Genomic DNA, 21,969 nt, shown 5'->3' on the forward strand with positions numbered 1-21,969 from the left:
GCGAGATTTGGCGCGAAAGCATGCTCGCTGCTAAAATAGGTCGATTGCCGAGCTTGATATACAGCTCCACCGCGCGAATTCTGTCTGGATGGGGTCCAATTTTTCGTCCGCATCCCCCTCTTTGGTCCGATATAAACGATCCCGTCCTGATCGAGCCGAACTCCCTCAGTGAGCCCGAAGACATGGCATCCGCGTTGGCCGCAGTGGAATTATGTCGCGAACTCGGAAGAAGCGACGGCTTCAGACCTTTGGTAACGGGTGAAACCGCTCCTGGCCCGCGCAGCAGGTCAGATATGATGGATTTCATTAGACGCTCGGCCGTAACCTATTGGTATCAATCCTGCACCGCCAAAATGGGACGTGACAATATGTCGGTCGTCGACGGCGAGCTCAAGGTCTACGGGATCGAGGGTCCTCGCATTGCAGACTCCTCAATCATGCCGCAGATCACCACCGGCAATACCATGGCACCTTGCGTCGTTATCGGGGAGCGCGCAGCCGATCTGATCGGGAAGTCGCATGGTCTGAAGGCTCAGAGTGCACCCGACGCTCAGACGGTCTGATTTTGGATTCGGAGAGCTTTGCGCTGCATCGGCGGCGCAAAGTTTATCCTAGGCCGAAAAACCAGCAGCAGGTCATCCTGCGGCTCTTCGGCGCAGGCCTCAAGATGCTGAAGCGAGCAATCTACGGGCGCGCCGGCCCACAACTAATGAGGGCGAGAATGCTACCACCGAATCACATAAATTGAGGATGAACTCGGTTAAATGCAAATCGACAGATCTAGGTTTTCGTAGCGAAACTTGCGCGGTTCTGGTCACTTGACGGCATAATTTATCCATCACGCCTGAATGGACATACAAATCTCGCGATCTTTGACCGCACCATCCCAGAATTGTCGGTGGTGCGCGTGGTGACATTGATTGGAGCACCCGGGCATGGCCACCGTCATAAACGATCGTCGCGTGAGCCTCGTCGACATCATATGTGATCGCCACGATGGCCGAAGATCTGGATCCCATGTAGCTCTCGTGCCGTTCATAGGAGGTCAGCGCGAGGCGTGTTCCTGGCTGCGCTCTGTATAGGCCCAGATAGTCGCACAATGTATCGACGGGCGGGAACGCCTCCTATCCGGCCGGTTAGAGAGCCAATCGAATTCCGGGCCCGCCATCTCCGCTGTATTCGCCGTCAATGAAGATGACGCCAGCGGCTTCGAACGCGGAGCGAATGCTGGCAACCGTGCGGGGCTTCAGTTCCTCGCCGCGCTCAAGTCGGACGATGGTATTTGTTGAGACATTTGCCGTTTCAGCAAGCTCTTTGACGCCCATTTGGAGGGCTGTGCGAGCCATCTTGCATTGAATGGGCAACAAAATCGCCTCTCCATATCGATTTCGCCTTGACGTGGCGATTATTGGATCGTATTTACAACTTCGAGGCGCAATGCGCTTCGAGGTGATTCTATCCCGACTATAGCGGGGCTGCAGCGTACGCGCGAGCGTGGGCTCGCACGCGCTTTGGATAATCGTTCAACCAATTCTCTGGGAAACATCGCCGGCAAGTGGACGCCGCCGATTAAACGCGGAGTGTGACATGGAACTTCGCCAACTAAGTTACTTCGTGGCGGTCGCCGAGGAGCTGCATTTCGGTCGGGCGGCGGCTCGGGTGTGTATCGCTCAGCCGGCGTTGAGCTGTCAGATCCAGTCACTGGAAAAGGAGCTCGGCGTGCAGCTGTTCATCCGCTCGACACGGCGGGTAGAGCTGACGAGGGCAGGGGCGGTCTACTACGATCGCTGCATCCGGATTCTTGGCGATGTCGACCTGTCTGCGGAGATGGTGCGCTCGGTTGCCGGCAAAGCGGTGAGGAAGATCCGGATCGGGACGGTCTATCCGGCAACCATCGGCGTTCTGCCGGCGTTCCTCGCCCGCATCGGCCGCAAGTATCCCGAAATCGAGCTGCATATTTCCAGTGGCTCGACCAACGACATCATCCGCAGGCTGGAAAACGGCCAGATCAATCTCGGCTTCATCCGCCCGGTCGAAAACATAGGCTCGCTCCGGTTCTTTTCCATTGCCCATGAGCGCTACCTGCTGGCGCTGGAAAAGAAGAGTGTGTTGCTCACCCGCAGCGAGATAGACATCGAGGATCTGAAGGGCGAGAAGATCATCTCGTTCTCACGACAGAACCTCTCCTACACAGAGCGCTATTTCGCGGAGAAATTCGAGGAGCATGATCTGGCGAAGAACGTCGCCTATACCTGCGACGACACCTTCTCGCTGGTGTCGCTGGTTTCGGCCGGTCTTGGCATTGGCTTTGCCCCGGAATGGACGCTGGATCTGCCCAATCGTAATTTCGAGCTTCGCAAGGTGAGGGGAGTGGACTTTCGGATCGGGCTCGGCGTCGCCTGGTCGAAGGACGATCCGACGGCCGCGCGCGACGACATCATCGATATCGCGCGATCGCTGGTGAGGGCGGGAAGGTGAGCGACGACATGATCGCGAAGCAGCTAAGGGGTAAAATGCATATGTCCGCTTCGTGGAGGATCGTTCGCATCGAGAAAGCTGGCTACCTTTTGCGCGATGTCTTGACTGCTTTCCGGTCGCTCTCGGCATTTCTGCGCCCAAGCGCGACCAGGATGCAGCACGTCCCAAAGAGGGCGCAGTCCATTGTACCTACCAGCGCCAGGATCATGGTTGCCGAAGCCGTCCAACACTCGATTCCACAAGGGCTTGAATGTGGAAATCAACAGGCTTTCGCCGAGTGGTATCCAGATGTCGTCGACGATAAGGAACCGGGCTTGGAAGTCGGCGACCCTCAGGTTTTCGGGTGTATTGGCCTCGACAAGCGCGATGCTCTCTCGATGTTCCTCGAGGCGTTTTTGAAGCCAGCGTCCCTTGGTTTCGCCCTTCAGGTTGGCGCCACGGCGCGAACCGCTCGGTATCGCCTTGCCGATATAGATCGGCCATCTCATTCCATCTCGATTGGCATTTGCGATGGGGCCATAAAGCGCTAGATCGCCGTGGTAGTAAATGACGTAAATTCCCGCGCCCTCGAAAGAGGGTATCTCACCAAGTGGACACGGCTCCCGATCGAGGAGCGCCTCGGCCACCGACTTCCCCAGGTTCAGCTTATCGAGCGGGTTATAGGCCGTACCGCTCATGCCTTGCCCGCTTGCATCGTCGACGCGATCAAATGGTCACGCACGGACTTGGCGACGACCTCACTAAGCGTGACGGGAACCGCGTTGCCGAGCTGACGCATTGCCTCGCTCCACGCGCCGTGCAGCGCGTAGTTGTCCGGAAACGCCTGGAGACGAGCGCTTTCGCGGATCGTGAAATATCGCACACTTCCATCCGCGCGACGCAGCATGTTCTCTCCACCCGGAACGCCGTGAACGCCCGCCTTGAGCGTCTTCGCCGGCTCGTCTAGCGAGCTTCCGGTGTGACCGACATAGGATCGAGCGCCAGGTTGTAGCTTGTGGTTGAGGATGCCGTGATCCTTGTCGCGCGGCGTGGGTTCCGGCAGGCCGGCTAAGGCGTCGCGCACCGTTCGCCAAGGCAGCTCGGATGGCTTGGCGCTAAGCCGTTGGCCACGGGTCTGGAAGCGTTCGTTGATGACGCGATCCTTGGTCGCGACCTTATGCCCATCCCAGTATTCTCCACTCTTGAACTGGGAATGAAGGAGGGCGTCGAGCGAGTGGGTTTCCCGGGGGAAACACCAGTCCGCCTCGATACCTTCGGCGAAGCCGACGAAGACAACACGCTCGCGTTTTTGCGGCACACCATGGTTGGCCGCGTTCACCAGCTGATGGATAACCCGGTATTCGATCTTGCCACCTGAAGTATGATGTCGTTGCAAGCGATCGCGGTGGTCTTGCCAATCCTCATCCGGCCCGAGCTTGATGGACGGAAATGTTAGCTGCAACAGGATGTAGCCGAGGTAGGTGGAGAAGGTCTCGCGGGTGAGGCCCTTGACGTTCTCAAAGATGAACGCCCGCGGGCGCACCTCGCGAACGGCGCGCACAGCCTCGGGCCACATGTCACGGCTATCATCGTGCGCGCGGTGGCGACCGCCGATTGAGAAGGGTTGGCAAGGCGGGCCGCCGGTGATGAGCTCGATTTTTCCCTCGAATGGGCGGTAATCGACGTCGCGGACGTCACCCTCGATGGGCGCCGGCCACTTGGCGATGATCGATTCCTTGATCTTGCGGTTCTCGCGCAGCGTGTCGCAACACCAGCGATCCCACTCGACGATAAGCTCCGGCTTGAAACCGGCGAGGCTAACGCCCATGCCGAGGCCACCCGCGCCAGCAAAGAGTTCAATCGCCTTCACTTTCGTCTCCCTTGCCGCCGAGGAATTCGAGGATCTCGCGCCTCAACTTTCCTTGGTCCTTCACTTCGCATTCCCAAATAACGAGCACACGCCATCCAAGCGCCTCGAGCGCCCGCCGCACGCGTTCGTCACGCGACTGATTCGACGCGAGCTTCGGACCCCAGAATTCAATACGTGATTTGGGCATGCGCGCAAGGCGACAGTCGGGGTCGCTGTGGCGGTGCCAAAAACATCCGTGGACGAGGATAACGGACCTGAACCGAGGCAACACGATGTCCGGCGATCCCGGCATATCGCGACGATGCAGTCGAAAGCGGTAGCCGAGCGCATGAACCACGCGGCGAACAACTAGTTCGGGTTTGGTGTCGCGTCCACGCACTCGGGACATGCGGTCTGATCGCTGCGAGGGGGTGAGGGTATCAGTCATCTTGCCACTAGCTTGGTTGCATGATTCGACTTGCGTCGCGGCCATGCCGCGATGCTCACTGGCGGCTCTTGGGCGATGTCTCCATATAGTAGCCGCCGGCCGATCTCGCCATCGCACGGGAGGCGGCGAAACCCACGCCTGTAATGTCGATCTTACCAGCCCGCGAGACCAACCAACGGGTCATCTTGGCGCCATTAAGAAAAATTTGCGGTTGCGCGAATCGCGGGTCCATAAATATCTAGGGTAGATTGGTCGTGCGTGGGAAGGGTTTGTGTCGCGCCATAGTCGCTCGACGAGCGTTCCGGCGAGCATTTCGCGGCTATTGATACCGTTTTCGAGCGCTGCCATCAGGAAGCGCGTCGCGGTGTGCCTTCCGCAAGGATCTGCCTTGGCCGTGGTTCCATAGAAGCCGGCGGCAGACCTAAGCGTCGACGCGCTCACGGGCCGGAGAGAACTTTGCTTCCTAGAGCCCTGCAAGCCCTGTTGCTGTGATGTTCACTTTTCGAGCCAAAATAATCGCATAATGTATCGGCAGGAACGCTTTAGCCGCTTGCTCCCTCGCTCAGTATTTCCATGTACGCGCGATAGACGAAGACTCGGCCACGCCGTCGACCTGTTGCTTCTTCGACGATCCCAAGTTTCTGGAGTTGGTCTAGAGCTGCGTTGACGGTCGGCATGGTTAGTCCGCTCCGCTTCATCGCCGTGGGGGCGGTCAGATAAGGGCTGGTGCGCATGGCTTCGTGGATCTGAAGGACTGATCCGGTACGCTCAGACTCCCTTACGATGCGTTCGCGGTCACCGTCGAACAGTCGTGCAATTTGATTGGCAGTCTCAAAAGCTTGTTCCGCTGTTTCGGCGATTCCATCCAGAAAAAATTCGAGCCACGCTTCCCAGGTGCCGTATTCGCGGACTTCCTGCAGCAGGCGGTAATAGTCGGACCTGCGCGATTTGAAATACAGGCTGAGGTAAAGCAGGGGTTGTCGAAGCACGCCGGTGGCGCAAAGGAATAGCGTGATCAAAAGCCGGCCGAGACGGCCGTTGCCGTCCAGGAAAGGATGGATGGTTTCAAACTGAACGTGAATGAGTCCCGCCTTGATCAGAGGTGGAATGTCGGGCGTATCCAGATGAACAAACCTCTCCAATTCCCCCAGGCAGTTCATGACTTCATTGGGAGGAGGGGGCACAAACATTGCGTTTCCCGGCCGAGTTCCGCCGATCCAGTTCTGGGACGTGCGGAATTCACCAGGGCTCTTCGTCCCTCCCCGGCCGCTGTCCAACAATCGCTGATGCATTTCCCGAATAAGGCGCAGTGATAGCGGCAGCTGCTCCAGGCGCTTGAGACCGAACATCATGGCGTCGACGTAGTTGGAGACTTCCCGGATATCGTCGACCGGCTGGCCACCGATCGCTTCCGACCGCGCGCTCGGCCGCGCTTGGACGTGTGACCAGGCCGGTGATCGCGATTGGCGGAACCGGGGGAAGGGCAGGCGGCACGAACGCTTTGAGGCGTTCACCGCCGACAGCGGTTTCAACAAAGCGGCCCAACCGTCCATTGGTATTGGGGTCGTTTCGGTCCATTGCCTTCCCGTGTCGATTGTTGTGGTGGAGTTAAATAGCATCGCGCCTTAATTAACGAATAGCAATTTTGTTAATTAGTGGGATCGCTTAATAAACGACGGGCATGGAAGCTGGTTCGAATCTCTCGAGGCGAGGGTTTGAAAGCTGGCTTAGGGGCCGAAATCGGCCTGTCCGCTGTAGGACATTCAACACGACAAGCGGACACCGAGCTTCTTGACGCAAAGGTCCCGAATCGCCCGCCAAGCGTGCATGGCTTGACTAAGCGCAACACTTCCTGTCCGCCGAAGAGCCGCAGCATGGGTACTCGGTGGACGTTCGCTCTGCCAACCAACGGTCCCGTGGTTTGCAACTCGCAGGACGCGGCGTCAATGCTACATAGAGAGCACCGTCCTCCACGACGGGAGCGTTTGCGCAGAACAGTTGCATCGGCCGGACGCCATCGCTCACTTCGAAGGTCAACTTTGCGGAGCCGTCGAGATGGACGTGTTCGGAAACCTTTCGGACGATCGCCGAGAACTTCCCGGCCGTCATATGGGTCCGCTCGCCCTCCTCGATATCCCACAGCTGCACGAAGATTTCCGACCAGGCTTCCGGATTTGCCCCGCAATCAAGCGCGGAGAACTGACCGGCCTTCACCTCGGTCATGTGATAACCGGGCTTTACGGGCTTACCGTCGTAGGTGAAGACCAAGGGCAGTTCCGGAGTTTCTGCGGCTCTGCCGAGTAGCTCACCGAGCGAGATATGGGTTTTGTCGGATTGGCTATTGTCGATCGTGCTCATTTGCGGCTATCCTCGATTTCAATGATTCAAGGATTATTGAAATATGGATGATCGTCAAGCCCTCTCCTCCTTCGCCGCGCTTTCTCAGGAAACCCGACTGTCCATCGTGAGAACCCTGGTCGTCGCCGGTCCTGAAGGTCTGGCCGCCGGCGCGATTGCCGAACGCATGGGCGTCTCTCCATCGAACGTCTCGTTCCATCTCAAGGAACTCGAACGCTCTGGTCTCATCACCCAGCGCCGGGAGTCGCGCTCGATCGTCTACAGCGCGAGTTACGACACGTTGGCCGACCTGGTGACTTTCCTGATGGAAGACTGCTGTGCGGGGCATCCCGGCATCCGTGGGTCCGTCGAGCGATCCGCTAATTGCTGTTCGAGCGAAGCATAGGCCGTCAAGGAACACGTCATTGCATACGATCAAGGTTCCGGCGGGCATTGTCTCCGCTCTCGGTGTCACGCAGATCATCGGCTACGGCACTCTCTACTACTCCTTCAGCATCCTCGCCCCCGGAATGGCCAAAGACCTCGGCATCAGCCTGGAGCGGGTCTTCGCCGTCTTCTCGGTCTCGCTGTTTATAGGGGGCCTGTCCGCCCCGTTCATCGGCAGGCACATGGACAAGATCGGTGCGGCGACAGTGATGACGCTGGGGTCGGCGCTTGCGGCGTTCACGCTGGCGCTGTGTGCATGGTCGCCGTCCGTATCGCTCTTCGCCCTTGCGATCGTTCTGCTGGAAGTGTCCTCCGGGATGGTCCAGTACCAGGCAGCCTTCGCCACACTGGTCGAAAGTGAACCTCGAACTGCGTCGCGAAGCATCACCTACCTCACGCTCATCGGCGGCTTTGCCTCCACCATCTTCTGGCCGATCGCCGCGACACTGACCGGATATCTGTCCTGGCGGGAAATCTATCTGGTGTTCGCCGTCCTGAACCTTCTCGTCTGCATGCCATTGCACTACTGGATTATGCTTGCCGGAAGAATCGGTTCGAAGACGGACGAGACAAGAACCCGCGAGGTCGTCGTTGGCGCTCTTGAGCCACAGGCGCGCCGCCGTGGCATGTTGCTGGTCTCCTTTGCCTTCTCTCTTTCGGGCTTCACCCTCGCCGCAATCCTTGCCCACATGGTGCCGATGCTCGGCGCGATCGGACTCGGCAGTGCGGCGGTCGTGATCGGCTCCTTGTTCGGTCCGGCCCAGGTCATGAGCCGCCTGATCAACATGGTCTTCGGAAAGAGCCTGTCGCCGCCCGCGCTGGCGATTGTGTCCGCGGCGCTGATGGTCGTCGGTGCGGTTATACTCGGGTTGTCGGGTGATTGGCTGCCAGGTGCGGTGGCTTTCGCCATCTGTCTTGGGCTTGGGTCAGGGATCAACAGCATCGCTCAGGGGAGCTTGCCGCTCTATCTCTTCGGGTCGGCTGGCTATGGCGCGATCACGGGCAAGATGGCCGCGGCAAGGTTGGCGACTGGCGCAGCCGCCCCGTTCGCGTTCGCGACTGCAATGGATCAATTCGGGATCGCCGTCTCGCTTTTCGTCATCGCCGTGCTGGGTGCGCTCGGAATCCTCGCATTTGCCGCTGTAGCAGCTTCTGTTCAGGGCGCGCGCGTTGCCTGATGAGAGGATGGCTGCCCAGCCTCGTCGGATCGATAGACGTCTCGTAGAACAGTCTCTATGGGGTTGCGGCGCATATCCCGACCGCCCTGTGACCAAGCGACCCCATCACCCTGAGCTAGTTACCACTTGGTGATGGCCCAGCCTTAGCTGTTGCCATAACCAACGGGTCAACGCCTTACGGTTTTCATCGATCGGCGTTCTTTCTGTCGAGTTCTGACGCTTGTTTCGGAGTAAGCCCGATGTCGTCAAGTTGGCGCTCGTCGAGCATCGATAGCGTCTTAGATTGTTGAATAGCGGTCATGCGTCCGGCCAACTCGATAGAAGGTTCGACGATATTTCGCCTCAGCACCATCATGACAGCGCCGAGGATCAGGATGGCTCCCAACCACTGTGGTGGCGTCAGGCGCTCACCCAGAAAAAGGAACGATCCGACCACCCCGAATACCGGGATGAGGCTGAAGAAGCTGCCGGCAACGCTCGCGGGCATTGACCTGAGCGCATGCAGATACAGCCAATAGGCAAGTGCATAGTAGAGAAGCCCTGAGAGAACAATCGTTCCAACGTCCTGGATTGGCACGGTGGCAATGTCGGGCGGGGCGACTGCGTACAGTTCAAGCGTCCAAATCAGAACCATCCAACTCAGTGCGACGGTCTGTTGTATGGCGACCGTGAACAGCGGACTGGCGGTGAGATTGCGCGCCAGTACCGTGTAGATCGCACAGCACAGCACCCCGACCAGGATCAGCGCTGTTCCCAGGTTCGTGCTAGAAGACGGCGCACCTGTTAGGGGGCCGCTGATCAGAAAAACCCCGCTTGCCGCAAGAGCCACGAGACCGGCGAGTTGGCCGTCAATTCGCTCCTTGAGAAATATCCAGGCAAGGCCGAGAATGAGGATCGGCTCGAAAGCCCAGAGCAATGTCGCAATGCTCGCACTGGTTTCCGCCAGGCCGAACATGCTGAACGTATAGGCCCATCCAGGATTGAGAAGGCCGAGCAGCCCGATGGGCACCTTCGGATCAACACCCAAGGCTGTTGCGAGGACGTTGGTCTCACCTCCAAACTTGCAGAATCGGCCATTGACGCGCGGACCCAGCCTGCTTTTATGCAAGAATGACTAAGAAGCTTTCCGATTTGAAGTTGAGGCCGCGGCTAGTCGCCGAGCTCAATCGGCATGGATATTACACAATCGAGGACTTAAAGAACGTTCCCATGACAGTCCTATTGCGAATAAGGGGAATGGGCCGAGCGTCGTGGCAAACGATTTGCGACGAACTCGGGCGCAAACCGTATTCCGACGGGTGAAGTTAAAGGAATGTCCTACCAACCACGCTACCATTGGCGCCGCACCGGGCTAGATAAGAACGAGCTGCCGGCCGATCCCGATTGGCTCGGGTTTGACGGCGTCGGCTGTATCGGCCGCGTGCGGAAAGAGACCGCCGGACCCGACGCGGGACAGTGGCATTGGGTTGGCTCACTGCCTCGGACCTTTCAAGGAACGCCGCCGATGCCGAATTCCCAAACCGTCTTAGCGGCGCAGACGCCGGTGAATGTTGCGTGACGTATCCAGGATTCTGGGCTCAGAGGCGTCCCGGCGGGGAGCGTTCAGAGCTATCCCTTCACGCCACGCGCCTGTTTTAGCGGGGTGTCCCGAAGTATGAGCATCGCCATGTGCAGATCCAAGACCACGTCGGCGCGGCGAGCTTTCTGTTGGTGCAAACCGTAGGGGCGGGGCGATGCGCAGCCCTGGAACTCCTTCTACTCCGCGTCGAGCAACAACGGAGCAGTCGGGTCGACATCATCGATATCGCGAGATCGCTGGTGAGGGCCGGCAGGTGAGGGCCTGGATTTCGTACTGTTGGTCGTGGTGCGTCCTTCATCAAACGGAGCAGCTTGCCGAGCCTAGCCTTGCCGGATCCCGGCTGCTAGCCGCGAGACTAGGCTTTTAGACGATCAAGCCGAGCGCGAACGGCCTGTCGCAGCGAGTTGTCCGCCGCCAGTTCCATTCGCGCATGTTGAAGAATACGAGCCGTCATCCCGTGCAAGATCCGTTGCGACAGAGAAAAGGGCTTGATTGCAACGGAGTAAAACGCTTCGCCGAGATCGGGGGAGGAAGGTGGATCGTCTACTCGGTAACTGTCAGCATGGCATGCATACCGGCTTCGTAATGGCCTTTTATATTGCAAAGAAGTGCATAGGAGCCCGGCGCGAGCTTGGCCGTCAGCTGACCTTCGGAACCGGGTTTTAGCTCGGAAACCTCGCCCATGCTTTTGAGCGTCTTTTCGTCGATCCGTCCCTTGGCTGCATCAACGACAAGCTGCTGATCGGCTGACTTCAGCTTCACGAGTACCATCTCATGCTCTTCGGTAATGGCATCGTTGTGGACTAGGAATGTCGTCTCACCGGCCTTGATCGTGGAGTGATCGAGGGTGAGAGTCATCGGACCGCCGGTTTCGCCCCCCTCCGTGACCTTGACCATGGTTGCGGCGAATGCTGGCGTTGCAAGACAGGCGATTGCAAAGGCGGTAGCTGTGTTGCGCAGGTATCGCATGCAGAGTCTCCTTTTGAGAAGGTCGATTCACCACGTTGCGTGGGGCAGAACCTAGGGGCTCCGTCCTGTCGATTCCCTGTCAACCCAGCTAATGGACACGGGGCCTTGGAGTGCATGCGATGAAAGTCGAACTTCGTTCAAGGTAGAATAGATGGCCGGTATTTCTTGCGAACCACATCAGTGGCAGGGAGAGCGAGGACCTCATGCGCTGAACAGCCCAACATCGCGTACTCGCAATCGGCGGCTACCCAGGCAGTTCTTGGCTGGCCTTTCAGCCCTGTCGGGCCTTGCGGTTGGCGTAGCGCCGATCGCGTTCGGCCTTGCGCGCAGCTTCGTCTTCGATGACGCGTGAAATGCGGTTCTTGTCAGCGGCTTCTCGTGCATCGGCTTCGGCCGTTGCTGCAGCGACGATTGCTGCCTCGCGCTCGACTGCCTCCGCCTGCAAGCGCTCGCGCTCCTCGGTCTTTACCCGCTCGCGATTGATGCGCCGTTCCTCGCGGGCGGCAGCGACCACCTGGCGTTCGGCCTGACGGGCGAGCTGGGCCGGTTCGGCTGCTTCCTTGGCAGCGCGATAGGCCTGGAGAAGCGCTGCCTTCGCATCGTTGGCGGCGCTGCGACGGTCGGTGAGTTCACTGTTTCTGATGTTTCTCAAGTCTCTATTCCAGTTGAGGTGTCACCCTGACTGAAAGTCAGGCCTTTCTGACACGTTTCGAAACGGGGGCGGCGGAGGCCGTCAGGCGATCCTGCAACTCTTTTGCCAGGCGGGCCTCCCGCAAGCGCAACGTCTTTTCTTCGCGAGCCTGGACGATGGAGTCGAGCTCTTCGACCGCGCTGTCCCGGGCGAAGAATTGCGATTGCTCCTTGGCAAAGGCGATCTCCGCACGCTGGCGCGATTTGGTGTGTATCTCTGTCATAGGGTTTCCCGACCTAAAAAGGGCTCGCCAGCGGTGGTACACCTCGACACGGAGGCGCGCGGCAACCGCGCTATCCCTTTTGTTCCCACATGGTTTCATCTCCGGCGCGATTTCGATCGGCGGGATCATGCAGGCAACATGTGGGAATAAAAAAGGCCAGGCATATTTGCCTGACCTTGATGGGTATCATGCTCTCGACAGTGCCAGTACATCCGTGGTCAAGGGAGAGCCGATACCGATTTAAGCTGCCTGAAGGTTGCAGGCAGACATCTTGCCCGACTTGTTGTCGCGCTCCATGTCGTAGGCGAGCTTCTGGCCCTCGACGATTTCGCGCATGCCAGCGCGTTCGACGGCGGAGATGTGGACGAATGCGTCCGGGCCGCCGTTGTCAGGCTGAATGAAGCCGAAGCCCTTGGTGGAATTAAACCATTTAACTGTGCCAGTGGTCATGATGAACCCTTTCATAGCATATTGAACGACCGCCGCGCGGAAGCGCTGCGGATGATGATAGCGATTTTTGAAAGGAAGGTTCGTCAGGGCGCGGTTGCTAAATGCGCGGTAACCAAAGCTCAGCAAGCAAATATCGGTAAATCACTGATAGAGGCAACCGACCTGTTAGTCAACTTTTAGTTTCCGCCAATGATGGCGCCGCCAGGGGGTCCTGGCCGACGCGCAGTCCGTCGGCCCGCTCGAGAGGGTCTGTCGACTCGGCATCTGCGCTTGTCCATGGGCCGGCATACATCTTCGATGCCGCGGCGAATCGTCAGATTAACGCCGCTGTTGTCGTCTCGCAAATGCATGCCTGACTGCCTGCTGGTAATATCGCCGGATCGCCGGGGAGACCGTATCAATCCTCGCGACTGCCAATCTGCTGAATAGAGAAGGGTGCCCGGCGCAATCTATCCATGCGCTGATGGGGGCTCAAAACGATAACGAGTGAATGGAAACGCTATGCGTTGCTGAACCTCCCGAGCGCTGAGGAGTCTTGGCATCAGCTTTGCAGATTTCGAAAAATGACAACAACGGCTTCAGCGGTTTGCCACTAGTGACGCTTGCGGGCGATCAAGACGACGCCGGCGCCTAGCTCAAACATCTCTTCACCCGTGTCCATGGACAGGAAATGATTATCCGCGAGGTCGATGAGAGCTGCTGCAACCTCTTCAGGCGACCAACCCGCTGCCTCGGCCCGACAGGCCAGCAGTTGGAATTCTGTCTCAAGTGCCTTCTGGCACTGCGAGCCACGGTCCGGATGACATGCAGGAAGCTTGGGCGGGGCTATCTTCGGCATCGATCTCTCCTCCTTGCTACAGGATAGTGCGATGAAATCGCTCGACAAGATGTCAATTCGTCCACGCAAAACGACGGGATCCTGCTCTTGACATCGATGCAGCTCGCGCCAACATTTTTAATGCTTCTTTTTCATCCGGGTGTTGTGTGCGAAAGGAGGATGCCATGTTCAATCCGGAAATGATTTGGATGTCGCCCGTCTCACTCCGTCTGAAAGACGGAACCGAGCACATTTTCTCAACCGTCAACGACGCGCTCGATTTCCTCGAAGCGGATTGGTCTATGCTGCGCGGCAGAAAGCACAATCGTGCGGTTCAAGCCTGCCGTCGCGCCCTGAACCGGGTAACGCCGGTTGCGATCGCTCGAGAGGCGTTTATTGACGCCTGTCTTGACGCTGGCATGTCTGCGACTGCCGCAGAAGCTAATTTCGCTCGCCCTGGCTCCGGCGGACAGCGATCAGTCGCCTGAAAAGCGCTGCGATTGGGGCACTATGTGTGTCCCAATCAGGCTTAGAAATGTGTGATCCACTCGCAAGGTTGCCCCAGGAATATCCGCTTCGGCAACCGTCTATTGCTCATCTGGGGGCGCCCGCCACGTGGCGTCCTGTCCTTCCAGAAGTCACCCCCCGTCGACACTAGCAACAGTGGCCTGAAGCCTTTTCGTGGGCTGTTAAAAGGGCGCTCTTTTTTGCAGCTGAGCTCTTGAAACAGAATGTGACCAAAACCAACTCAAATTCGCTGGCTGCCGTAAGGGTCAGCAATCGCTGGGGCATCAGGCGTCTGGCGCCCCCGTATCCATGTTGCTTCAAGGAGGATATGGTTATGGCAACATCTTATGACTATGCACCACTCTTCCGCTCGAGCGTTGGCTTCGATCGCGTATTCAATCTTCTGGAAAATGCGCAGCGTGCCCGCACCGTCAGCGACTGGCCACCCTACGATATCGTCAAAACGGGTGACGATACCTACCGCATTACGGTCGCCGTCGCCGGCTTCTCGCAGGATGATCTCAACCTCACATTTCAGTCCAACCTGCTGACGATTGCCGGCAACAAGGGCGAACCTCAGGGCGAAGGCTATCTGCATCGCGGGATCGCGGGCCGTCCCTTCGAACACCGCTTCGAGCTGGCTGACCACGTCAGGGTTTCGGGCGCTGATCTGACAAACGGGTTGCTGTCCATTGATCTGATCCGGGAAATCCCCGAGGCAATGAAGCCGCGGAAAATCGACATCCAGACGAACGCAACTCTCGCAGAGACGCAGAACGCTCCTAAGATCGGGAGCCGAACGGCCGCCTGAGATGATCGGTGCATGCGTGGGCGCCGTTGTCGGCGCCCCCTTTTTTCCGCTCAACGATCGGGCTTATGAAAGGAGAACACGATGAAACCCGATATGTTCGAAGCACCTGTAACCATTCTGACGGGCCTCGGTATACCGACGGAAGTCCGCACGGTGATGCATGCTTACCGGCTTCTGATGGACTGGCCAGCTTCCCCTCATGATCCAGCCCGCGCATTCGCGTTGAAAGCATGCCGAGCCGCACTGAGGGACGAAATCGAGGCGGAGACCGCCCGAGGCGTTTTTGTTGCCTTCGCGGAAAAACATGATTTGATCGCCCCAACAGTCGACATCGCCGTCGCGAGGCGCAACACGCGCGGCAGCAACCAGCAAATGCTATAGCTCCGAGAACGCCTAAGCGTTGGAACAGCGGCGCTTGGGTCAATGATACCGCAGGGCGTCGAGGATGCCCTGCAGCGTGATGACCTAAATGTCTGCCACGACACACTTCGTTAGTACAGATCGAACTCCCCATCGATCTGGTGCCATTCGTTCGGGCCTATCAGCCGTCTGTGCGAATAGCGTATGGAATGGAGTGGGCCATCGAGCTTCTGCTGCCAGAAATTGAGAAATCTTCGCAACGTCATAGTGCTGCCAGACATAGGTCTGCAGCACGGATTCGAAATCGGGAATGCGGTAGAGAATATGTGCTGTGGTCAGGCCATATCCATGGAGTTGTTGCTCCAGGTCTGATGAAAACTTCATGCTCCATCTCCATCCAACAAACAGGACAATGCTGCCAAAGGTGCACTCCCTGTGCAATCAAAATCGGTCGTTCGGGCGAATTTCCGTTCCGGAACAGTCGCTTGGCAGAAGAGAAGTTTGACTGCTATTTTTTTGCCCAAGACCCTTGAAACCGGAAATCTGCAAAATTAAATCGATCGCCGCCGGATGCCTCATGGGTCCGGCACCCGTTCCGGATTGGTCTTCCGGCCGGAAAGGGAAGTATTGATCATCATCGTTTGTCCATGGAGGAAAACATGACGTTCCGACCGCTGCACGATCGCATTCTTTTGCGCCGTATCGATTCCGAGGAAAAGACAAAAGGCGGCATCATCATCCCCGATACCGCCAAGGAAAAGCCGCAGGAGGGCGAGGTCATCGCCGTGGGTTCCGGCCTTCGAAGCGAGGCTGGCCAGGTGCTGCCGCTCGATGTTAAGGCCGGCGACCGTATCCTGTTCGGCAAATGGTCCGGCACGGAAATCAAGATCAACGGCGAAGACCTGCTGATCATGAAGGAAAGCGACGTTCTCGGTGTCATCGAAGTCGAGGCGGCACAGAAGAAGGTCGCCTGATCGGCCGGCACTACAACCCATCAGTCAAATCTAGCTGCCTGTTGAAGGAGTGAACACATGGCTGCGAAAGACGTCAAATTCAATGTCGATGCCCGTGAACGCATGCTGCGTGGGGTCGATGTTCTGGCAAACGCCGTAAAGGTCACGCTCGGCCCAAAGGGCCGCAACGTCGTGATCGAAAAGTCTTTTGGATCTCCGCGGATAACCAAAGACGGTGTCTCGGTTGCCAAGGAAATCGAGCTTGAAGACAAGTTCGAGAATATGGGCGCGCAGATGTTGCGCGAGGTCGCCTCGAAGACCAACGATCTAGCCGGTGACGGCACAACCACCGCCACCGTTCTCGCCCAGGCTATCGTCAAAGAGGGGGCAAAGGCTGTCGCATCCGGCCTGAACCCAATGGATCTAAAGCGCGGAATCGATCTTGCCGTCGACGCTGTCGTGAGGGAGTTGAAAACCAACGCCCGCAAGATTTCGAACAATTCGGAGATCGCCCAGGTTGGAACTATCTCGGCCAACGGGGACGAGGAGATCGGCCAATATCTCGCTCAAGCGATGGAGAAGGTCGGCAATGAAGGAGTAATCACTGTCGAAGAAGCCAAGACGGCTGAAACCGAGCTTGAGGTGGTCGAAGGCATGCAGTTCGACCGCGGTTATCTCAGCCCCTATTTCGTGACCAACCAGGACAAGATGCGGGTCGAGTTGGAAGATCCCTATATCCTCATCCACGAAAAGAAGCTGTCCAACCTGCAGGCTATGCTGCCGGTACTCGAAGCAGTGGTGCAATCCGGCAAGCCGCTTGTGATCGTTGCTGAAGATGTCGAGGGTGAGGCACTGGCAACGCTCGTCGTCAACAAGCTGCGCGGCGGGCTTAAGATTGCAGCCGTCAAGGCTCCTGGCTTCGGCGATCGCCGTAAGGCGATGCTGGAGGACATCGCCGTCCTCTCCGGCGGCACAGTCATTTCCGAGGATGTCGGTATTAAGTTGGAAAATGTCACTCTCAACATGCTTGGTCGGGCGAAGAAGGTGGTGATCGAGAAGGAGAATACGACGATTATCGATGGTGTCGGCTCAAAGGCGGAAATCGACGGCCGGGTGGCTCAGATCCGAGGGCAGATCGAAGAGACCAGTTCCGACTACGATCGCGAGAAGTTGCAGGAACGCCTGGCCAAGCTCGCCGGCGGCGTGGCCGTCATCCGGGTCGGCGGGTCGACGGAAATCGAAGTCAAGGAGAAGAAGGATCGCGTCGACGACGCATTGCACGCAACCCGTGCTGCCGTAGAGGAAGGCATCCTGCCTGGCGGCGGCGTGGCGCTGCTTCGCGCCACCAAGGCCCTAGACAACCTTGCCTTCGCCAACGACGAGCAGCGTGTCGGGATCGATATTGTCCGGCGCGCGGTCGAGGCCCCGGTTCGCCAGATCGCGGAGAATGCCGGCGCCGAGGGCTCTATCGTAGTCGGCAAACTTCGGGAAAAGTCTGATCTGCAGTTCGGCTGGAACGCTCAGACTGGAGAGTACGGCGATCTGTTCGCAATGGGGGTAATCGACCCGGCAAAGGTTGTAAGGACGGCTCTCCAGGACGCAGCCTCCGTGGCGGGCCTTCTTATCACCACGGAAGCAATGATCGCCGAAAAGCCAAAGCAGGAAAAGGCTTCTGCGCTGCCAGCTGGTGCTGGCATGGATTTCTGAGCCTTTGACAACGAAGGGAGCTCGCCTTGAAAGGCGGGCTTCCGGTCCTAGGAAGCTAGGCTCTACACCGCGACCAGCATTTCCCTCATCGTCGTTATGACGCGGGCGTGATCATAGGGCTTACTGAAAAACCTGCCCTCCACTGGCAGTCGGTCGTCGCTCAATTGGCGGTGACCCGAGGTCACGATGATCTTGATCGGTGGCCACCTGTCTCGAACCGCTTCCGCGAGCTTCAAGCCGTCAATGCTACCTGGCATGTCGATGTCAGTGAACATCAGCCTGATGTCGGAACGCGCGTTCAAGATTTCGATCGCTTCGTCCGCATTCGAGGCCTCGAAAACAGTAAACCCCTCGTCCTCAAGCGACATCGCGATATCCATCCGGACAAGTACCTCGTCCTCCACGACAAGAACAGTGATCCCCGTATCCATCCCTGACCGTCTCCGTCTTTCGCGCTGTAAACATGCTTGTTCTTAAAGTCGGAAGAAATGAAGTAACGCGTGCAAGACAGGAACGATCCAATTGGGAACAGCTATTTTTTCAGGGAATAGGAGGGGTTAACACTTTGAGATCGAACAGCTCGTGAAGTCGATCTTACGGTGTCCGGTTTTTCGGCGAGAACCGTGACAGCGGACCGCTCACGTTGCACCGAACGCCACTCGGGGCAAAGGTGATGGCAGGGGGCGATCCGAACAGCTCCCCTAAAGCTGAACGCACATATCGAGTTCCGTACCCCTGTCGCGACGGTTCACGCACGGTGGGCCCTCCCACTTCTACCCAACTCAAGGAAAAGACTGGGTCATCCGTGCTGGAGAGTTCCCACACGACATCGACCTTTCCATCGGGAAGGCACAATGCGCCGTATTTGATCGCGTTTGTAATGAGCTCGTGCAGACACAGTGCTATGGTCGTTCCTGCCTCCCGCGTGACCGTAATATCCGGACCTTTGGCTTGGATGCGGCTTATACCATCGTTGTTATAGGGAGAAACCGTCCGCTCCACGACGGCACTAAGCAAGACCTCTTCTCCTCCTGCCTCAAAGACGGCCGTATGGACATTGGAGAGTGCCTGAAGGCGACCTGTAAAATCGCTTGCCAGGTCCTCGACGGTCATCGTCCCGCGTCTCGTCATCTGGAAGATCGAGGTGACGCTCGCCAGAATGTTCTTAACCCGGTGATTGAGCTCTAGACGCAGCTCCCTTTCCCGCTCGATGGAATCGCGCACCTGGCGCTGACGCATTCGCACCAACAGATTTGACTGAATCACGTTGACGAGTTCCAGTGGGGCTATGGGTCTCGTGTGGAACAACAGACGCGACCCCGGCCAAGAGATTTGCAATTGACTGCGGATACTCGCTATCGGCGCGGCGCGTTCCAAGAGAATGATGATCGGCACTTCCGACCAGTCCGGTTGTTCCGCAAGATGCTCCGCAACACTGGCGACGATTTCGGGGTTGAGCGCCTCATGCGTAATGATGATGACGCCTGGAGACAGCTGGAGATACTGGGTCAAAGTGCTGCCCGCCTTGGCGGCTCTGACCTCTACCTTCTGTTCCTGAAGGAAGGCGGTGATATAGTCTGCGTCCTTGCGAAAGGGAGCAAGGACGAGCACCCAGTTCAGTGCATCGGCGGGGGGAGTTGCATTCATTTCGGATCAGGCAGGGGATTATAGGCAACGACGCTGACACTGCCGCTTTCAATGATCAGTTCCTGGATGTTGAGGTCATGTGGCCCGTGGCGTTTTTTCACCACCGTGATGTTCCGTCGCAAGCGCCCTTCATGCTCCAGGATCCGCAGGAGAAGAACGGTGTCGCCAAGAAAACTGACATCAACATCGATCCCCACATTCTGGCCAATCAAGCCATGCTGAGCGACGATCAACATGGTCAAGACACCAGATCTCGCAAGATATTTCAGCAGCGACTGGATATCACGAACCGCTTTCTCGCGGTGGGGAAGTGAGTTCAGATATCCGGTCAGGCTATCGATCACCACGACGCGCGCTTTATTCTGCGTGACCGCCTCCTGAACGATCTGGCCGAATTCACCGGGCGAGATCTCATTCGGGTTGAAATCGCGCAGGATCAGTTTGCCATCCTTATGAAACTGCCGTAGTTCCATGCCCAGGCCTTCGGAGCGGCGGAAGAAGGTTTCCAACCGTTCTTCGAACAGAAACAATGCAACATTTTCGCCGCGTTTCAGGGCCGCGGTCGCATAGAGGGATGACATCGTCGATTTGCCGGTTCCCGACTGCCCGATGACCAGTGTCGTTGTTCCCGCTTCCTGACCGCCACCGAACATCTCGTCAAGCTCGGTGACGCCGGACTTGATCAACTGCGGCTTAGAGCTCTCCGATGCGGTATTCGGCATGATGCGGGGGAAGACGACAACGCCTTTGCCCTCACGAATAGCCATATCGTGATAGCCGTCGGCGACCGGCACGCTCCGCATCTTCGAAACTTCGATGCGCCGGCGCACTCCACCATACTCCTCAAGAGATTTGTCAAACCGGATGACACCGTGGGCGAGCCCTTCCACCTCCTCTCCGCTTCGATCATGCCCGGTCGTCTGCGTGTCCAGGAGCAACGCTACAACATCCTGTTTCGCAAGGAAGGCCTTGAAACCGATCAGTTCGCGCCGGAAACGAGGTGAATCGCCGGTGATCAGGCGGATCTCAAGGAGTGAATCATAGACGAGGCGGCGAGGCTTGTGTTCCTCGATCGCCGCTTCGATGGCCTTTCTTGTCTCGTCCAGACGGAGGTCAGCGGTCAGGAATATGCTCTGGTCATCAGCCTCATTGACGGTGCCCGACGTCGACAGTTCTTCAACGCGGATGCCGTCCAGAGACCAGCCATGTGAAGCAGCTATCGCCTCGAGTTCGGCGGCTGTCTGCGAAAGCGTAACATAGATACAGCGTTCCCCTTCCTCGACACCGGCGCGCAGGAACTGCAGCGCGGCGGTCGTCTTGCCCGATCCCGGCGCTCCTTGAAGCATGTAGAGGTTCGATGCGGGTAAGCCACCGCGCAGGATTTCGTCGAGCCCGGCAATTCCCGTGCTAACGATGGTGGGCTTCTTCCGTTTTGGCATGTTCGTCCCTTGCAACTCAAATCGATGGCGTGCATCATCCCTGGAAAGGCGCACAGATGTTATATTTGTCTTGTACGAAACATCAATCATGTCGGTTAGCCGCTTCGAATAGCGTGTAATAGGCGTATTCAAGAAAGTAGACGCCCGCGAACGAAAAAACTAAAAGTTGACGTTCTCAGACAACGCGCCTACCATTTTAGCTGTCGATATTTGCTTGATCAGCTTTGGTTACCGCGCGAGTGGCTACGCGTTTTGAACGAGCCTTCCCTCCAAACGTCGTATTCTTTCCGCAACGCTTGCGCGGAGCGGTGGTCTGTATTGCTTTGAAAGGGCTCATCATGACCATTGACCCGGCAGAGCGCCTCTTTCCGCCAAGGGCTTAGGCCTGCCAACGCGGCGTTGAAGCATCGTTCACATCTCTTCCGTCAAGCGCGCTTGAACCGCGAAATCTTCGAAGGCCAGACGATTGGCTTTGACGTGGAGTGTGAAAAGCAGGTCGGGCAAGATGCGTGCTTGCAATTTATGGGCTGTTTCCGTTGACCACGGATACGCTTCCACAGTTCCTTTTCATGCCCCGACGATAGCGCTGGTGTTGATCGCGATCGGCTACGCGGGCTCAACCATGTGAGATCTCATGACACAGAAACCCAACGAGCTTCAGGCAATTAACACGGCGTGGCAGATCGCCATGCAGGAAATTCTGAGAATGGTGGTCCGAGACATTTACAAAAAACGGCGACGAAGCAGAGTTTAGGTCGCATATAAAGCGCATTGAAGAAGCGGCGGTCGACAGCATCTATTCAGGCCTCATGTTGCGGTGAACCGACGAGTGGACGGAGGTTCTCGTCAAAGAGAAGGCGAGCAATTTCGTCACCACGCTCTTGACGTCGTTTAGCTACGACAAGGCGTGATTTACCGGCCAACAAGCTTCGCGCGGCAGACGGGCAGACCGGGTCAGTGCGCGCGGCTGAGAAGATCAGATGTCGGAACTGTTACGCTCGGCGCGTCAGCCCTTAGTCTCGTCGGGCGTGTTGAGAACGTCGAGAGCGGCTGATCGCTTCAAGAGATTGGATGCAGTAGCGATACCTGATGCTCGATCA

At 57.7% G+C, this 21,969-nt stretch carries 22 protein-coding genes and 4 pseudogenes; 10 read left to right on the forward strand and 16 right to left on the reverse strand.

The features are described from left to right. Positions 1-134: 134 nt before the first annotated feature. Positions 135-563: pseudogene (locus RTP54_RS24190) on the forward strand (GMC oxidoreductase); the annotation flags it as partial. A gap of 573 nt (positions 564-1,136) precedes the next feature. Here the strand turns inward: RTP54_RS24190 and RTP54_RS24200 are convergent. Next, on the reverse strand, positions 1,137-1,367 hold the full coding sequence (locus RTP54_RS24200; protein ID WP_409517196.1) for a transcriptional regulator: 231 nt from the start codon (positions 1,365-1,367) through the stop codon (positions 1,137-1,139). A 220-nt stretch (positions 1,368-1,587) separates the two neighbouring features. On the opposite strand from RTP54_RS24200, the gene RTP54_RS24205 reads away from it, so the two are divergent. Beyond that, complete coding sequence (locus RTP54_RS24205; RefSeq protein ID WP_312366114.1) at positions 1,588-2,478, forward strand: LysR family transcriptional regulator; 891 nt, start codon at positions 1,588-1,590, stop codon at positions 2,476-2,478. Positions 2,479-2,501: 23 nt separating this feature from the next. Here RTP54_RS24205 and RTP54_RS24210 read toward each other — a convergent pair whose 3' ends face one another. The 5 genes and pseudogenes from RTP54_RS24210 to RTP54_RS24230 form a co-directional block, all read right to left on the reverse strand. Continuing rightward, on the reverse strand, positions 2,502-3,155 hold the full coding sequence (locus RTP54_RS24210) for an Eco29kI family restriction endonuclease (RefSeq protein ID WP_312366115.1): 654 nt from the start codon (positions 3,153-3,155) through the stop codon (positions 2,502-2,504). Next, positions 3,152-4,327 carry a DNA cytosine methyltransferase gene (locus RTP54_RS24215; protein WP_312366116.1) on the reverse strand — a complete coding sequence of 392 codons (1,176 nt, stop codon included), beginning with the start codon at positions 4,325-4,327 and terminating at the stop codon, positions 3,152-3,154. The genes RTP54_RS24210 and RTP54_RS24215 overlap by 4 nt, the downstream gene beginning before the upstream one ends. Further along, a complete protein-coding gene (locus tag RTP54_RS24220; protein ID WP_312366117.1) occupies positions 4,314-4,754 on the reverse strand; it encodes a DNA mismatch endonuclease Vsr in 441 nt (146 codons plus the stop codon). Before RTP54_RS24220 ends, RTP54_RS24215 begins: the two co-directional genes overlap by 14 nt. A 542-nt stretch (positions 4,755-5,296) precedes the next feature. Next, a pseudogene (locus RTP54_RS24225) lies at positions 5,297-6,332 on the reverse strand (Fic family protein). Between the two features lie 258 nt (positions 6,333-6,590). Beyond that, the gene (locus RTP54_RS24230; RefSeq protein ID WP_312366118.1) at positions 6,591-7,112 is read right to left on the reverse strand and encodes a DUF6428 family protein; all 522 of its coding nucleotides are present in this window, start codon (positions 7,110-7,112) and stop codon (positions 6,591-6,593) included. 43 nt (positions 7,113-7,155) lie between these two features. Here RTP54_RS24230 and RTP54_RS24235 point away from each other — a divergent pair, with 43 nt between their 5' ends. Next, positions 7,156-7,497 carry a metalloregulator ArsR/SmtB family transcription factor gene (locus RTP54_RS24235; RefSeq protein WP_312366119.1) on the forward strand — a complete coding sequence of 114 codons (342 nt, stop codon included), beginning with the start codon at positions 7,156-7,158 and terminating at the stop codon, positions 7,495-7,497. A 19-nt stretch (positions 7,498-7,516) separates the two neighbouring features. Beyond that, positions 7,517-8,716, forward strand: coding sequence for an arsenite efflux MFS transporter ArsK (gene arsK / locus RTP54_RS24240; RefSeq protein WP_409517205.1), 1,200 nt, complete (start codon positions 7,517-7,519; stop codon positions 8,714-8,716). A 184-nt stretch (positions 8,717-8,900) separates the two neighbouring features. On the opposite strand, the gene RTP54_RS24245 is transcribed toward arsK, so the two are convergent. The 6 genes from RTP54_RS24245 to RTP54_RS24270 all read right to left on the reverse strand — a co-directional run bounded on the left by RTP54_RS24245 (position 8,901) and on the right by RTP54_RS24270 (position 13,466). Beyond that, positions 8,901-9,743, reverse strand: a complete 843-nt coding sequence (locus RTP54_RS24245; protein ID WP_312366120.1) for a DMT family transporter — start codon at positions 9,741-9,743, stop codon at positions 8,901-8,903. 1,095 nt (positions 9,744-10,838) lie between these two features. Further along, positions 10,839-11,264: a plastocyanin/azurin family copper-binding protein gene (locus RTP54_RS24250; RefSeq protein WP_312366121.1), complete on the reverse strand. Its 426-nt coding sequence runs from the start codon at positions 11,262-11,264 to the stop codon at positions 10,839-10,841. Positions 11,265-11,535: 271 nt separating this feature from the next. Then, entirely contained in the window at positions 11,536-11,916 is a 381-nt protein-coding gene (locus RTP54_RS24255; RefSeq protein WP_312366122.1) for a DUF6481 family protein, read from the reverse strand. A 37-nt stretch (positions 11,917-11,953) separates the two neighbouring features. Continuing rightward, positions 11,954-12,178: a hypothetical protein gene (locus tag RTP54_RS24260; protein WP_312366123.1), complete on the reverse strand. Its 225-nt coding sequence runs from the start codon at positions 12,176-12,178 to the stop codon at positions 11,954-11,956. 240 nt (positions 12,179-12,418) lie between these two features. After that, a complete protein-coding gene (locus tag RTP54_RS24265) occupies positions 12,419-12,628 on the reverse strand; it encodes a cold-shock protein (RefSeq protein ID WP_112812233.1) in 210 nt (69 codons plus the stop codon). Positions 12,629-13,220: 592 nt separating this feature from the next. After that, positions 13,221-13,466 carry a hypothetical protein gene (locus RTP54_RS24270; RefSeq protein WP_312366124.1) on the reverse strand — a complete coding sequence of 82 codons (246 nt, stop codon included), beginning with the start codon at positions 13,464-13,466 and terminating at the stop codon, positions 13,221-13,223. A 164-nt stretch (positions 13,467-13,630) separates the two neighbouring features. On the opposite strand from RTP54_RS24270, the gene RTP54_RS24275 reads away from it, so the two are divergent. The 3 genes from RTP54_RS24275 to RTP54_RS24285 all read left to right on the forward strand — a co-directional run bounded on the left by RTP54_RS24275 (position 13,631) and on the right by RTP54_RS24285 (position 15,144). After that, on the forward strand, positions 13,631-13,933 hold the full coding sequence (locus tag RTP54_RS24275) for a DUF982 domain-containing protein (RefSeq protein WP_312366125.1): 303 nt from the start codon (positions 13,631-13,633) through the stop codon (positions 13,931-13,933). A 353-nt stretch (positions 13,934-14,286) separates the two neighbouring features. Continuing rightward, positions 14,287-14,763 (forward strand): Hsp20 family protein, encoded by a 477-nt coding sequence (locus RTP54_RS24280; RefSeq protein ID WP_312366232.1) that lies wholly within the window; start codon positions 14,287-14,289, stop codon positions 14,761-14,763. Between the two features lie 81 nt (positions 14,764-14,844). Next, on the forward strand, positions 14,845-15,144 hold the full coding sequence (locus RTP54_RS24285; RefSeq protein ID WP_312366126.1) for a DUF982 domain-containing protein: 300 nt from the start codon (positions 14,845-14,847) through the stop codon (positions 15,142-15,144). Between the two features lie 110 nt (positions 15,145-15,254). On the opposite strand, the pseudogene RTP54_RS24290 reads toward RTP54_RS24285, so the two are convergent. Continuing rightward, positions 15,255-15,507: pseudogene (locus RTP54_RS24290) on the reverse strand (aspartate-semialdehyde dehydrogenase). Positions 15,508-15,782: 275 nt separating this feature from the next. Here RTP54_RS24290 and groES point away from each other — a divergent pair. Next, positions 15,783-16,097 carry a co-chaperone GroES gene (groES, locus tag RTP54_RS24295; protein WP_312366127.1) on the forward strand — a complete coding sequence of 105 codons (315 nt, stop codon included), beginning with the start codon at positions 15,783-15,785 and terminating at the stop codon, positions 16,095-16,097. Positions 16,098-16,154: 57 nt separating this feature from the next. Next, on the forward strand, positions 16,155-17,783 hold the full coding sequence (gene groL, locus RTP54_RS24300; RefSeq protein WP_312366128.1) for a chaperonin GroEL: 1,629 nt from the start codon (positions 16,155-16,157) through the stop codon (positions 17,781-17,783). Positions 17,784-17,845: 62 nt separating this feature from the next. Here groL and RTP54_RS24305 read toward each other — a convergent pair whose 3' ends face one another. The 3 genes from RTP54_RS24305 to RTP54_RS24315 all read right to left on the reverse strand — a co-directional run bounded on the left by RTP54_RS24305 (position 17,846) and on the right by RTP54_RS24315 (position 20,869). Further along, positions 17,846-18,214: a response regulator gene (locus RTP54_RS24305; protein ID WP_312366129.1), complete on the reverse strand. Its 369-nt coding sequence runs from the start codon at positions 18,212-18,214 to the stop codon at positions 17,846-17,848. Between the two features lie 163 nt (positions 18,215-18,377). Next, positions 18,378-19,430 carry a sensor histidine kinase gene (locus RTP54_RS24310; RefSeq protein WP_312366130.1) on the reverse strand — a complete coding sequence of 351 codons (1,053 nt, stop codon included), beginning with the start codon at positions 19,428-19,430 and terminating at the stop codon, positions 18,378-18,380. Next, positions 19,427-20,869 (reverse strand): ATPase domain-containing protein, encoded by a 1,443-nt coding sequence (locus RTP54_RS24315; RefSeq protein ID WP_312366234.1) that lies wholly within the window; start codon positions 20,867-20,869, stop codon positions 19,427-19,429. Before RTP54_RS24315 ends, RTP54_RS24310 begins: the two co-directional genes overlap by 4 nt. A 634-nt stretch (positions 20,870-21,503) precedes the next feature. Between RTP54_RS24315 and RTP54_RS24320 the strand changes: the two are divergent. Further along, positions 21,504-21,780, forward strand: a pseudogene (locus RTP54_RS24320) (hypothetical protein). Positions 21,781-21,969: the final 189 nt, after the last annotated feature.

It is taken from the genome of Ensifer sp., assembly GCF_031989085.1.
GTDB lineage: Bacteria > Pseudomonadota > Alphaproteobacteria > Rhizobiales > Rhizobiaceae > Ensifer.